The sequence below is a fragment of the Streptomyces sp. NBC_00878 genome, from assembly GCF_026341515.1.
Classification (GTDB): domain Bacteria; phylum Actinomycetota; class Actinomycetes; order Streptomycetales; family Streptomycetaceae; genus Streptomyces.
On sequence record NZ_JAPEOK010000001.1, the window covers coordinates 2013183 to 2027703 of the forward strand.

6 protein-coding genes are annotated in these 14521 nt (G+C 71.6%); 3 read left to right on the top strand and 3 right to left on the bottom strand.

Going from position 1 to position 14521, the window contains the following annotated elements; all coding sequences use genetic code 11:
• Positions 1-4 precede the first annotated feature (4 nt).
• From OHA11_RS08225 to OHA11_RS08235, 3 genes are read left to right on the top strand one after another with little or no spacing between them, the layout of a single operon-like run.
• Positions 5-5398, top strand: coding sequence for a type I polyketide synthase (locus tag OHA11_RS08225; protein ID WP_266493541.1), 5394 nt, complete (start codon positions 5-7; stop codon positions 5396-5398).
• Positions 5395-10467 carry a type I polyketide synthase gene (locus OHA11_RS08230; protein ID WP_266493544.1) on the top strand — a complete coding sequence of 1691 codons (5073 nt, stop codon included), beginning with the start codon at positions 5395-5397 and terminating at the stop codon, positions 10465-10467. The genes OHA11_RS08225 and OHA11_RS08230 overlap by 4 nt, the downstream gene beginning before the upstream one ends.
• Complete coding sequence (locus OHA11_RS08235) at positions 10464-11696, top strand: alpha-hydroxy-acid oxidizing protein (protein ID WP_266493546.1); 1233 nt, start codon at positions 10464-10466, stop codon at positions 11694-11696. The genes OHA11_RS08230 and OHA11_RS08235 overlap by 4 nt, the downstream gene beginning before the upstream one ends.
• Here the strand turns inward: OHA11_RS08235 and OHA11_RS08240 are convergent.
• Genes OHA11_RS08240 through OHA11_RS08250 form a run of 3 tightly spaced genes read right to left on the bottom strand, consistent with a single transcriptional unit; the run spans position 11684 to position 14513 of the window.
• Positions 11684-12985, bottom strand: a complete 1302-nt coding sequence (locus tag OHA11_RS08240; protein WP_266493549.1) for an activator-dependent family glycosyltransferase — start codon at positions 12983-12985, stop codon at positions 11684-11686. The two genes, OHA11_RS08235 and OHA11_RS08240, sit on opposite strands and share 13 nt — an antisense overlap.
• Positions 12986-13043: 58 nt before the next feature.
• The gene (locus OHA11_RS08245; RefSeq protein ID WP_266493551.1) at positions 13044-14258 is read right to left on the bottom strand and encodes a cytochrome P450; all 1215 of its coding nucleotides are present in this window, start codon (positions 14256-14258) and stop codon (positions 13044-13046) included.
• A 42-nt stretch (positions 14259-14300) separates the two neighbouring features.
• On the bottom strand, positions 14301-14513 hold the full coding sequence (locus OHA11_RS08250; protein ID WP_266493553.1) for an MbtH family protein: 213 nt from the start codon (positions 14511-14513) through the stop codon (positions 14301-14303).
• Positions 14514-14521 lie beyond the last annotated feature (8 nt).

Genomic DNA, 14521 nt, shown 5'->3' on the forward strand with positions numbered 1-14521 from the left:
AGGCATGTCAGTCACGGACACCAGCGGCGTCCCCGGACCGAACCCGATGAGCGACAAGCGGCGCGAACCGGTCGCGATCGTCGGGATGGCCTGCCGCTTTCCCGGAGGCGTGGCCTCTCCCGAGGACCTGTGGCAACTGGTCGCCGATGGCGTCGACGCCATCGGCCCGTTTCCGCGCGACCGCGGTTGGGATCTCGACAACCTCTTCCACCCCGACCCCGACCACCCTGGCACCTCCAGTACACGCGAGGGCGGATTCCTTTACGACGCCGCCGAGTTCGACCCCTCACTCTTCGGGATCAGCCCCCGTGAAGCCATCAGGATGGACCCCCAGCAGCGCCTGGTCCTCGAAACCTGCTGGGAGGCCATCGAGCGCGCCGGCATCGACCCCACCGTGCTGCGCGATACCCGAACCGGCACCTACTGCGGGCTGATGTACGCCGAGTACGGGACGCACAAGAAGGAGGCGTTCGCCATCACCGGCAGGCTGCCGAGCGTGCTGTCCGGCCGCGTCGCCCACGCCCTGGGTCTCGTGGGTCCTGCCATCACCATCGACACGGCCTGCTCCTCCTCGCTGGTCGCCGTCCACCTGGCCGCCCAGGCACTGCGCAACGGCGACTGCGACCTGGCCCTGTCCGGCGGTGCCACCGTCATGGCCAACGCCGCGCCCTTCGTGGAGTTCAGCCGTCAGCACGGCCTGGCCCCCGACGGCCGCTGCAAACCCTTCTCCGCCACCGCCGACGGCACCGCCTGGTCCGAAGGCGTCGGAATGCTCCTCCTCGAACGCCTCACCGACGCCCACCACCACAACCACCCCGTCCTCGCCGTCATCAAAGGAACAGCCCTCAACCACGACGGCGCCACCAGCAGCCTCACCGCACCCAACGGCCCCTCCCAACAAAACGTCATCCACGCCGCACTCACCGACGCCAACCTCACCCCCCACGACATCGACACCATCGAAGCCCACGGCACCGGCACCCCCCTCGGCGACCCCATCGAAGCCCACGCCCTCCTCAACACCTACGGCACCAACCGCAACCCCCAACACCCCCTCCACCTCGGAACCATCAAATCCAACATCGGCCACACCCAAGCAGCAGCCGGAGTCGCCGGCATCATCAAAATGACCATGGCCATCCACCACGCCCAACTCCCCAAAACCCTCCACACCCACCAACCCACACCCCGCATCAACTGGACCCAAGGAGGACTCACACTCCTCACCCACACCCAACCCTGGCCCAACCACCACCGCCCCCGCCGAGCCGCCATCTCCTCCTTCGGCCTCAGCGGCACCAACGCCCACCTCATCCTCGAACAACCACCCACACCACCCACCACCACCAACACCACCGACAACACCCACACCACCGACAAGGTCCCCGCCTTCCCCTGGCTGCTGTCCGGTCAGACCGAACAGGCGCTGCGCTCCCGAGCCGCTCAGCTGCACGCCCACCTCACCGCCCACCAGGACCTGGCCATCGCCGACATCGGCCACTCCTTGGCCACCACCCGCACCACCACACACACCCACCGCGCCGCCATCCTCGTCACCGGGCGCACCGAGGCCCTGCGCGACCTGGAAGCCCTGGCCCAGGGGGAAGCAGCACCACAGGTCATCACCCGTACGAGCACCGCGGCACCCGGCACGACCGCCTATCTCTTCCCCGGCCAGGGCAGCCAGCACCCGGGGTCCGGCCGCGGCCTCCACGACCGCTTCCCCGCCTTCGCCCACGCCCTCGATGCGGCCTGCGCCCATCTCGACCCCCACCTCGACCACGCCCTCAAGGACATCCTGTTCGCCGAGCCCGGCACCCCCGAAGCCGCTCTGCTCGACCAGACCGCCTACACCCAACCCGCCCTCTTCGCCCTCGAAGTCGCGCTCTTCCGGCTCCTGGAACACCACGGGGCCGCCCCCGACCTGCTGCTCGGCCACTCCATCGGCGAGATAGCGGCCGCCCATGTGGCGGGTGTCCTCGATCTGGCGGACGCCTGCACCCTCGTCGCCCACCGGGGCCGCCTGATGCAGAGCGCCCCGGCGGGCGGCCGCATGGTGGCCGTCGAAGCGACCGAGGAGGAGATCCGCCAGGCTCTCGCCCCCTACTCCGGCCGGCTGGATCTCGCCGCCGTCAACGGGCCGAGGGACGTGGTCGTCACGGGCGACGCCGAAGCCGCCGCGGAACTCTCGCAGGCATGGCGCTCCAGTGGCCGCAGAACCACCGAGCTGAAGGTCAGTCATGCCTTCCACTCCCCCCACATGGACGGCGTGCTGGCGGACTTCCGGGACGTCGCCGCCCGGTTGACCTACTCCGAACCCCGCATACAGGTCGTCTCCAATCTCACCGGTCGCCCCGCCACCGGGGCGATGCTGGCGGACCCGGACTACTGGGTGCGCCAACTGCGCGGCACCGTCCGCTTCCACGACGGCGTGCGCTTCCTCGAATCCCGAGGTGTCACCGAGTACCTCGAGATGGGCCAAGGTGTCCTGGCCATCCTGGCGCGCCGCGGCCAGGAGCCCGACTCCCCGGGCATCGTGACCCCCTTGCTGCGCCGCGGCCATGACCCCGTCGGCACCGTCACCACCGCCCTCGCGCGACTCGCCCTGAACGGCGCCCGCCTGGATCCGGGACAGTCCTTCCCGGGCGGCCGCCGGGTCCCGCTGCCCACCTATCCCTTCCAGCGTCAGCACTACTGGCTGAGCACACCGGCCGCGGGCGATGCCACCGGCCGGTCCCATCCCGTACTCGACGAGGGTGTGGAACCGGCCGACGGACGAGGGCTGGTGCTCACGGGCCGTCTCGACGCGGAGGACATGCCGTGGCTGGCCGACCACGCCGTCGCCGGGACCGCGGTGCTGCCCGCCGCGGGCATCGCGGAGCTCGCGCTGAGTGCCGCGCACCGGGCCGGTGCGGAGCGGGTGGCCGAACTCACCCTGGAACAGGTCCTGCCGGTCGCCCGGCCCACCGACATACAGCTGATCGTCGGCGCTCCCGACGAGGACGGCAACCGTTCGCTCGCGGTCTACTCCCGTCCGGCGGACACCCGCGGTGCCGCGTGGACCCGGCACGCCACCGGGACGCTGTCGGCCGCGGGCCCCGCGGAGGTGGCCGGACTCCCGTCATGGCCGCCGCGCGGAGCCTCACCGGTACCGATCGACGACCTGTACGACCACCTTGCGGAGCGCGGGTACGCCTACGGCTACACCTTCCGGGGATTGCGCGAACTCTGGCGCGACGGTACCGATCTCTATGCGGTGGTGGCGCCGCGTGCGAAGGCGAGCCGTGACGGCTTCCGGCTGCATCCCGCCGCCCTGGACTCGGCCCTGCACGCGCTGGCCGCCGCCGACAGGGACGAGTCCCGGCTCCTCGTACCCTTCGCATGGCGCGGCTTGACTCTCCACAGGCCCAGCAATGGCCCGCTCCGCGTCCGTCTACGGCGTCATGCGGACGACACCTGCTCCCTGCTCGTCGCCGACGACACGGGTGCCCCGGTACTCAGTGCGGACACACTCGTCCTGCGCGAGCTGAAGCCACCCGCCCGTTCACCGGAGAACGGCTCCGCGCTGCTCGCCCTGGACTGGACCGAACTCGCTCCCGGCACACCGGCCCTGAGTGGCACGTGGGCCGCGGTGGGCCCGGGCGCCAAGGAGATGGCCGACCTTGTGGGGGCGGCCGGAACAGCGTCACGCGTCCACACCGACCTCGACGGGCTGCTCCGCTCCGTCGACGACGGCGCCGCGGTTCCCGAGGTCGTCCTCGTGTTCGCTCCGACAGCCCCGCCCGGCGGTCCCGAGCCGGCCGAGACCACCGGGGCCGCCGCCCGGGAAGTCCTCGGTCTCCTCCAGCGGTGGCTGTCCGACAGTCGGTCGGCCGCCGGCAGGATCGCCCTGATCACCCGGGACGCGGTGGCCGCGCCCGGCGACACCCGTGCGGACCCGGCACACGCCGCGGTGTGGGGCCTGGTCCGCGCCGCGCAGTCGGAACACCCCGGGCGATTCACGCTGATCGACAGCGACGGCGCCCCGCAATCCGTCCGCGGCCTTCTCCGGGCCGCCGCCTCGGAGGAACCCCAACTCGCGGTCCGCGCCGGCCGGTTGCTCGCACCCCGCTTGCGCCCCCACCGGCCGAGCCCCTCCGGCCGCGCTCCGTTCGACAGACACAGCCGTGTCCTGGTCACCGGCGGCCTGGGCGCCTTGGGACGACTCGTCGCCCGTCATCTGGCGGACCGGCACGGAGTCCGGCGGCTGGTGCTCGTCGGGCGACGCGGCCTGCACACGCCCGGCGCGGCGGAGTTCGCCGCCGACCTCGAGACCGCCGGCGTCCGAGTGACGGTCGCGGCAGGTGATGCCGGGGACCGCGCCGCCCTGGCCGCCATCCTGGACGACCTCGACCAGCCGCCGACCGCGGTGGTGCACGCGGCCGGCGTCCTCGACGACACCGTCGTGCAGCGGCTCACCCCCGAACGCCTGGATGCCGTCCTGCGGCCGAAGGCCGACGCAGCCGTCCATCTTCACGAACTGACCCGGCACATGGACCTGTCCGCCTTCATCCTGTTCTCCTCCTTGTCCGGCACGCTCGGCCCGCCGGGTCAGGGCAACTACGCGGCGGCCAACGCCTACCTCGACGCACTGGCACTGAAGCGCCGTGCCGAAGGGCTGACGGCCACGTCACTCGCCTGGGGGCTGTGGGACTCCGGAGACGGTATCGGCGGCGGGCTGGGCACGACGGAGCTGCGGCGTCTGGCCCGCCAGGGAGGTGCCGCGCTGTCGGTCGAGGACGGCCTCGCCCTCTTCGACACCGCCGTCGCGGACACCGCGCCCGTCCTGCTGCCCGCCCGTATCGACACGCGTGGGCTGACGACGGAGTCGGCCCCGCCCCTCCTGCGCGCTCTCGTTCCCTCCACCGCGGAGACCGGCCGCTCGTCGCCCGCCCCGTCGGCCGGGGGCACGGCCACCGCGCTGCGCCGCCGACTGGCGGACGCACCCCGTACGGCGCGGCCGCACCTCGTCCTGGAGGCGGTACGCGCCGAAGTGGCCGCCGTCCTCGAGCTCTCCGCGCCGGATCAGGTCCCGGCCGCCGCACGCTTCCAGGACCTGGGCGTCGACTCGCTGACCGCGCTCGAACTGCACCACCGGATCACCTCGGTGACGGGTGTTCGACTGGCCTCCACAGCCGTCTTCGACCACAGCAGCCCCGCCGCCTTCACGGACCGCCTGATCGCGGAACTCGCCGCCGAGCACGGCGAGGCACACGGTCCGGCGGAGCCCGACGGCCTTGAACCGCCGTCCGGGGACACCGCACTGGACACGATGAGCGCCGAGGAGCTGGTCCGCCTGGCCTTGGGGACGGACCGCAGTGAACGCACCCCGACAGAGATCGACGGAGAGTCCCGATGACGGCATCCCATGACGAGCTGGTCGACGCACTGAGGGCGGCCCTGAAGGACAACGAGCGCCTTCGTGCCACAGCCGCGAGCGCGAAGCCCGATTCCGGCCCGATCGCCATCGTCGGGATGGCCTGCCGCTACCCCGGCGGGGTCAGGTCCCCGCAGGACCTGTGGCAGCTGGTGACGGATGAGCGCGACGCGATCGGGCCGTTCCCCGAGGACCGCGGCTGGGACCTGTCCTCGCTGTACGACCCGGACTCGGAACGGCCGGGGACGTCGTACGTCAAGGAGGGCGGATTCCTCGACGACGCCGCGGACTTCGATGCCGAGTTCTTCCATATCTCGCCGCGCGAGGCGCATGCGATGGACCCGCAGCATCGACTGCTGCTGGAAACCTCGTGGGAGGCGTTCGAGAACGCGGGACTCGCCCCGGCGGCACTGCACGGCAGCCGCACGGGCGTTTTCGTCGGCACCATGTACGACGACTACGGCTACCGTGTCCTGCCGTCACCGGTCGAGTACGAGGGCTATATGGCCCTCGGCAGCGCGAGTGGCTTCGCCTCCGGGCGCATCTCCCACAGCTTCGGGTTCGAAGGTCCTGCCATGACCGTGGACACGGCCTGCTCCTCCTCGCTGGTCGCCGTCCACCTGGCCGCCCAGGCACTGCGCCGGGGTGAATGCTCCCTGGCCCTGGCGGGAGGTGCCACGACCATGGCGACACCAGTGGCGTTCGTGGAGTTCAGCCGTCAGCACGGCCTGGCCCCCGACGGCCGCTGCAAACCCTTCTCCGCCACCGCCGACGGCACCGCCTGGTCCGAAGGCGTCGGAATGCTCCTCCTCGAACGCCTCACCGACGCCCACCACCACAACCACCCCGTCCTCGCCGTCATCCGAGGAACAGCCCTCAACCACGACGGCGCCACCAGCAGCCTCACCGCACCCAACGGCCCCTCCCAACAAAACGTCATCCACGCCGCACTCACCGACGCCAACCTCACCCCCCACGACATCGACACCATCGAAGCCCACGGCACCGGCACCCCCCTCGGCGACCCCATCGAAGCCCACGCCCTCCTCAACACCTACGGCACCAACCGCAACCCCCAACACCCCCTCCACCTCGGAACCATCAAATCCAACATCGGCCACACCCAAGCAGCAGCCGGAGTCGCCGGCATCATCAAAATGACCATGGCCATCCACCACGCCCAACTCCCCAAAACCCTCCACACCCACCAACCCACACCCCGCATCAACTGGACCCAAGGAGGACTCACACTCCTCACCCACACCCAACCCTGGCCCAACCACCACCGCCCCCGCCGAGCCGCCATCTCCTCCTTCGGCCTCAGCGGCACCAACGCCCACCTCATCCTCGAACAACCACCCACACCACCCACCACCAACACCACCACCACCACCACCGACAGGGACGCGGCACCGCTGCCCGTCGTCCCCGTCCTCCTGTCCGGGCACAGTCCGGCCGCGCTGCGGGCACAGGCCCGACGGGTCCTCGACTCGCTGACCACGGCGCCGACTGCCCCCGCGGACCTTCTCGACCTCGGCTTCTCCCTTGCCACCACCCGCAGCCACCTCGCGCACCGCGCGGTCCTGCTTCCCGGCGAGCGAGGCGGCCTGCTCGACGGCCTGCACGCCCTGGCTCAGGACCCGGACGCGGCCGCGGCGGTGCGCGGCCGGGCCGCCGAGGGGCGCACCGCCCTCCTGTTCGCCGGGCACGGCCTGCAGCGGCCCGACACGGGCCGGGAGCTGTACCGGACCTTCCCGGCCTTCGCCTCCGCTTTCGACGCCGTGTGCCGCGAGCTCGACGCCCACCTGGACCGGCCCCTGCGCGCGCTTCTCTTCGGGTCCGAGACCGCGCTGCTCGACCGCTCGGAATACTCCCAGCCCGCGCTCTTCGCCTACGAAGTCGCCCTGTTCCGCCTGCTCGAGTCCTGCGGAGTCGTGCCCGAGGCCGTCATCGGCCACTCCGTCGGCGCGGTCGCCGCCGTTCATGCCGCCGGTGTGCTTTCCCTCGCCGACGCGGCCGAACTGGCAGTGGCTCACGGCCGGTTGACAGAGGAACTTCCCGAGGGCTGGGACACGGCCGTCAAGAACCTGAGCTTCCGTGAGCCGGAACTCACCGTGGTTTCGGGCCTCACCGGACAGGCGATGAGGGAGAGCGAGTTCGCCGACCCCGACCACTGGGCCCGCCAGGCGGTGGAGACGTTCCGCTTCGAGGACGGCGTGCGCTCCCTGAGTGACCTGGGTTGCAACCGGCTGGTGGAGGTCGGCCCGTCGGGTGAACTCACCGATAGGGCCGCCGACTGCTTCGTCGGCCGGGCCGCACCGACGGCGATCGCCTCGCAGCGCCGCCGGCAGCCGGAGGCCACCACGCTGGTGACCGCGCTCGCCCGGCTGCACTCGGTCGGCGCCGACGTCGACTGGGCCGCCGTATTCGCAGATCGCGGCGCCCGTCGGATCCCGCTGCCGACCTATGCCTTCCAGCGGAGCCGCTACTGGATCGACGCGCCGCAACGCACCGCTGCCCGATCGGCCGGGATCACCGGCCTCGACCACCCGATCCTGGCCGCCGCCACGGAGGTACCGGCGCCGGACGGGGTCATGTTCAGCGGACGGATCTCGCACGCCACGCTCCCCTGGCTGGCCGACTACCGGGTCGCCGGCAGGACGCTGCTGCCCGGCACCGCCCTGCTCGACGCGGTGGTGGGCGCCGCCCGCGTGACGGGCTGCGACACAATCGAGGAACTCGTCCACGAGGAGCCCCTGGCCGTGCCGGACGGCGCGGAGTTCGACCTGCGGATCTTCCTCGCGGCTGCCGACTCCGACGGCAGGAGCGCCGTCACCGTGCACGCCCGCCGGGCGGGCAGCGCCGAGGAACCGGCCTGGACCCGGTACGCCCACGGCACCGTCGCCCGGCGCGGCCCGGAGCCCGGCACCGCGCCGCGGCGGAGCCTCCCCGAGGAGGCCGCGCCGCTCGACATGCCGCCACACGAGCTCTACCGTGCCCTTGCGGAACGGGAGTTGGCCTACGGACCGGCGTTCCGCGGCGTCAACGCGGTGTGGAGCTCCGGCCCGCAGACCGTCGCCGATGTGGCCCTCCCCGACGGAGTCCGGCCCGGCACACACGCCCTGCACCCCGCGCTCCTCGACGCCGCCCTGCACCCGCTCGCCGCCGAAGGTGCCGCGGGTCCCGGCATGCTCCCGCACATCTGGCGGGACGTGCGGATCGGGGCCACCGCCGCGGACCGGGTACGGGTCCACCTCACACCCGTGGGCCCCGACGCGGTCTCGGCCGATCTCACCGACCTCGACGGCACGCCGCTGGCCTCGATCGGCTCCCTCGTCCTGCGGCCGATCCCGGCCGCGGGCGCCGGTCCCTCCGGCGCTCAGGAAGCCGACGGCCTCTTGGTGCCGGAGTGGACACCGGTTTCCGAGCCTGCCGGCGCCGCGGCGGACGAGCCGTGGGACAAGCCGTGGGCAGACCTCGCCGAGGCGCTCACCGGAGGTGGAGCAGTCCCGCGAACGACCGTGCTGCCGTGCCGGATCGACACGGCCAGGACCCCGACGGCCGTCCGGGAGACCCTGCTGGAGGCGCTGAACGCGGCCCAAGGCTTCCTGGGCGACGAGCGGTTGGCGGACACCCGGCTGGTGCTGGTCACCCGGGGCGCCGTTGCCGTGGAGGACGGGCGGGACCCCGACACCAGGCCCGCCCACCGCGCCGTGTGGGGACTGATCCGGTCCGCGCAGGCCGAGCACCCGGGCCGGTTCGTCCTGCTCGACGAGGACGGCACCGCCGCCTCCCGCGAGGCGTTCACCGCCGCGCTGGCCACCGGCGAGACCCAGCTCGCGCTGCGCGGCGGGACCGCGTATCGGCCGACCCTCGGCAGCGGCGCCGACGCTCCGGTCCCCGGGGGTTCCTGGGACCCCGCGAGAGCGGTGCTGATCACCGGCGGTCTCGGGTGGCTCGGCCGGATCACTGCCCGGCATCTGGTGGAGCACCACGGTGTGCGGCAGCTGATCCTGATGGGGCGTGGTGCCCCCGGCGCCGACGCGGAGCGCGTCATCGCGGACCTGCGGGATCTCGGTGCCCGGGTCCGCACGGTGGCCTGCGACGCCGCCGACCGCGCGGCACTGGCCGGCGTGCTCGACGAGCTTGCGGGCGACGGCGTCCGCATCGGCGGTGTCGTCCATGCCGCGGGTTTCCTCGAAGGCGGTCTGCTGACCGAACTGACGGCCGACGACCTCGAACGGTCGCTGCGCCCCAAGGTCGACGCGGCGGTCCATCTGCACGAACTGACCGCCTGCCTGGGCCTGTCCGCGTTCGTCGTCTACTCCTCGGTCGCCAGCACGCTCAACTCGGCGGGGCAGGGTGCCTATGCCGCCGCGAACGCGTTCCTGGAGGGCCTGATGGAGCAGCGGCACGCCGCCGGCGAGCCCGGGGTGGCCATCGTGTGGGGCCAGTGGGACGTGTCGGGCGGCATGGGCAGCACCCTCACAGACGCCCAGATCAACCGCATGGCCCGAGCCGGCGTCCTGCTGATACCCGTCGAACAGGGCCTGCGCTTCCTCGACGCGGCGGTTCACGGGGATCGGCCGGTGGCCGTGGCGGGACGCTGGGATCGCGACGCCCTGGCCGCGCAGCACCGCGGCGGCGCCCTCCCGCGGCTCCTGGAGTCCCTCCTGCCCGCCGACGCCGGGAAGCCGGGGGGAGGGGAGTATCCGCCTTCGCCCACGCTGCCGCGCGACCACCAGGACACCCCGCCCGAGGAAAGCGGCGACACGGTGCTGGAGCGGCTCCTCACCGAGGTCGCCGCGGTGCTCGGCCACGCCTCCGCCGACGCGATCGACCCGGATGTCGCATTCGACCACGCCGGTATGGACTCGCTGGGAGCGGTGGAGCTCCGCAACCGGCTGATGGCCACCATAGGGCTCCGCCTTCCGGCCACCTTCGCCTTCGACTGGCCGACCCCGCGGCTCCTGGCCGACCTCATCGGCCAGGAGCCGCCGTCCGAGGGACAGACCACCACCGAGAACGGGAACGGAACCCCGACACCATGACCCAGCACACCCGAAGCGCCGCCCCGGCCGGACCGCAGAGCCCGTCCGACCTGGTCCGAGAGATATATCTGGCGGGCCCCGACGGCCGCGAAGGCCAACTCACCACCGATCTCACGGCGTTGGAGGACGCGGCCCGCGCGGTCCTCCCGCCCTCGGTGTTCGGCTTTGTGGCCGGCGGCTCCGGAACCGGAGCCACGGGACGCGCCAACCGGGACGCGTTCGACCGGTGGCGCCTCCTGCCTCGGGCCCTCCGCGGCTTCACGCGACGCGACCTGACGCTGGACCTCCTCGGCCAAACCCTCCCCGCACCGGTCCTGTTGGCACCGATCTCCGCGCAGACCGCCGTGCACCGCGAGGGTGAGATCGCCACCGTCCGGGGCGCGGCCGACGCCGGGCTGCCGTTCACCCTCTCCAGCTACTCCTCGCACAGCCTCGAAGAGGTCGCCGCGGCCGCCGGGCCGGGGCCCCGCTGGTTCCAGCTGTACTGGCCCTCGGACGACGAACTGGCCGTGTCCATGGTCCGGCGGGCCGAGGCGAGCGGATACACGGCACTGGTCCTCACCGTCGACAATCCCGCCGTCGGCTATCGGCCCGCGGACCTCGATCACGGCTACCTTCCGCTCGTACGCGGCACCGGGCTCGCCAACTACACGAGTGATCCCGTGTTCCGGGCGGCGCTGCCGCCGGATGCCGGCCCCGAGACGATCGTCAGGCACTGGGCACAGGTCAGCGGCAACCCGTCGCTGACCTGGGACCGGCTGAACCGGCTGCGCGAGTGGACCGGGCTTCCCCTTCTCGTCAAGGGGGTCCTGCACCCCGACGACGCACTCCTCGCAGTGGCCAACGGGGCGGACGGTGTGATCGTCTCCAATCACGGAGGACGCCAGCTGGACGGCTCGGTGGCTGCCCTCGACTGCCTGCCCGCGGTGCGCGCCGCGGTCGGCAGCACCATCCCTGTGCTGATGGACTCCGGTGTCCGCACCGGCACTGACGTCGCCAAGGCACTGGCCCTCGGCGCGGATGCCGTCCTTCTCGGCAGGCCCTATCTGTACGGACTGGCGCTCGGTGGACGTCTCGGCGTGCGGCACGTCCTGCGGTGCCTGCTCGCCGAACTCGACCTGGCGCTGACACAGATCGGCTGCGGCAGTGCCCAGGCCCTCGGCCCGGAGCTGCTCGCTCCGGCGGGACCCCTGGGCGTGCCGCAGCCGACAGCGGGTCAGGATCGGTAGCGGTCCACGATCCGCTCCAGTTCCCAGGCCATCTCCGCGGGCGACGGCTGCGCGGCCAGCTCCTCACCGAGCCGCCCGGCAGCCTCCCGGAACGACGGCTCCTCCAGCAGCCGCACCAGCTGTTCCCGCACCCGCGCCCCGTCCAGGTCCTCCGGCGTGTCGCCCGGGATCCACAGACCGGCCCCGGACCGCTCCAACCGCGGTCCGCGCTCCCCGATGTCCGTCATGGCGCGGCCGATCACCAGCTGTGGCACCCCATGGGCGATCGCCTCAAGGAACCCGGGCACGCCACCGTGGTGGATCACGGCCGCGCACGACGGAACGACCGCGTGCAGCGGAACGAACTCCACCAGCCTGGTATTGCCGGGAACCCTCTCCAGCTCCCGCTGGAACCGCTCGGGCAGCGTCAGCACCAGCTCGATATCCAGATCGGCCAGCGCGTCCAGCATCCCCTGCAACTGCTCCAGGGAGGAGGCGGCCGTCGCCGGATCCGTTGCCAGACTCAGTCCGAAGGTGGCCAGGACGCGCCGCTTGACCGGCTCGCGCCGGGCCCAATGCGGCACGACGGACGGCCCGTTGTACGGAACGTACCGCAGCGGAAGAGGTGACGACTCCGACTCCAGCCGCATCGAACCGACCATCTGCTCGATCACGAACTGACCGGTCACCATCTCCTCGGAGAACACGCCACCGAACTTCTCCGCCCACTCCCCCAGCCAGTCCCCCAGCGGATCCTCACGATCCTCGGGCACCTGCTCCTCCCGCACCCGCAGAAAATGCCGCCGGGCCCGGTCCTCAACGGCCAACTCGGTGCGCATGCGCCCGTGCGGCACTCCGGCCGCCGTGGCCGCGATGGCACCCGCGTGGCTCAGCCAGTCCCAGAGCACCAGGTCCGGCTTCCACCAGCGGCAGTACTCCACCAGCTCCTCGACCATCGCCTCGTTGGAGGCCCGGGAGGTGGCGGCCAGGAACCGGCTCCCCCACCGCAGGCGCTCCCAGGTGAGCATCTCCTCGCGGTCCTCGCACACGTCGACGAGGATGTCGTTCTGCTCGCCGTGGGCTTCGACGAGCTTCTGGTACACCTCCCCCTGCTCACGTGCGACCCTCTCGAAAACGGGCTCGTCGGAGCCGACGGGTACGGCCGGCAGACCCGAGGCGGTGATGGCGTCCGTCAGTTCCGGGCCGCTCGCGACGCGGACGTCGTGCCCCGCCGCCTGCAGTGCCCAGCCCAGGGGCACCATGTGCTGCAAGTGGGTTCGCCAGGGAAAAACTACGAACAGGACGCGCATGGCGCTTTCCTCCTTCGGAGCACACTCATCCATGGTTCGCACGCTGCTCCAGCGGCGGTCAGTCGGTGAGCATCTCGAGTTTCGACACTGCCAGCAGGTCGTCCAGCCCCAGGAATTCCGGCCGCTCGTCCGGGGCCGCCCGCAACTTGGGATACCGGTCCAGGAGCATCCGCACGCAGACGCTGCTTTCGAGGCGGGCGAGTGGCGCGCCGATGCAGAAGTGGATTCCGCGGCCGAACCCCAGGTGCGGGTTGGGGTCGCGGCCTGGATCGAACTCGTCGGGACGGTCGAATACCCGCTCGTCCCGGCTGCCGGCGCCCAGCCAGAGCCGTACGAGGCTCTTCTTCGGTATCTTGACGCCGGCCAGCTCGGTGTCCGCGACCGTCCCGCGGGCGGAGGCCGCGAGCGGACCGAGGAACCGCAGGGTTTCCTCAGCGGCCCCCGGGATGAGGCCCGGGTTCGCCCGGACCCGGGCGAACTGCTCCGGGTAAGCATCCAGGCACAGCAGCATGTTGGCGATCGTCGCGCTGGTGGTGAGGTGTCCCGCGACAAGGAGTTCCCTGGAGAAGTTCACCACCGCGGTATCACTCAGACGCTCGCCGTCGACCTCCGCCTCGACCAGCTTGGTGAGCAGATCCTCGCGCGGCTTGGTGCGCCGTTCGGCGGCGTGCGCGCGCAGATACTCCATCAGCTCGGGCACTTGCCCCATGGCTGCCGCGACATCCTCGTCCTCGCGCTGTCTGCCCGCGCTGTCCTTGCCCGCGTCCTCCAGGCTCACTTCGCCCGCGGCGGAGAGGATGGTGTCCACCCACTGCTTGAAGAGGTCACGGTCACTGCGCGGCACGCCGAGCATGTCGGCTATCACCATCACCGGCATCGGATACGCCAGGTCCCCGACCAGTTCAAGGCGTTCCTTCCCCGCCGCCTCGTCCAGGAGCTCATTGGTGACCTCGGCGATCCGCGGTTCGAGATCCGCCACCAGCTTCGGTGTGAACGCACGGCTGACGATCTTGCGTAGTTTCGTGTGCTTGGGCGGGTCGGCCGCGCTCAACGCCCCCTCGCTGAGGGCCTCGCCCTCGGCCGCCTCACCGAACAGCAGGGCCTCCATATTGGACGAGTACACCTGGTGGTCGCCGTACACCTCCAGGATCTCGGCGTGACCGTAGACATGGAACACCCCGTTCTCATCCACCGTGACGGGCTGCTCCGGTTGACGACCCCACATCCAGAAGAACGCCGGGTTCACTCCCCAGCGGTCGGCAAGCTGTGCCATTTCCACCCCTCCTGTTTTCTCGTTCCGCACGGGCGCAGGCCCCTACTCGCCCATGGCGTGGCGCAGGCTCTTGGGCCGTAGATCGGTCCAGTTCTCCTCGATGTGGGCAAGGCACTTCGGCCGGTCCTCCGGGCCCAGGTCGATCCGCCAGCCGTCCGGGACGTTCGCGAATGACGGCCAGAGGGAGTACTGCTCCTCGTCGTTCACCAGGACGTAGAACGTGCCGTTCTCGTCGTCGAAGGGATTTGTGGTCACGCGGTCTC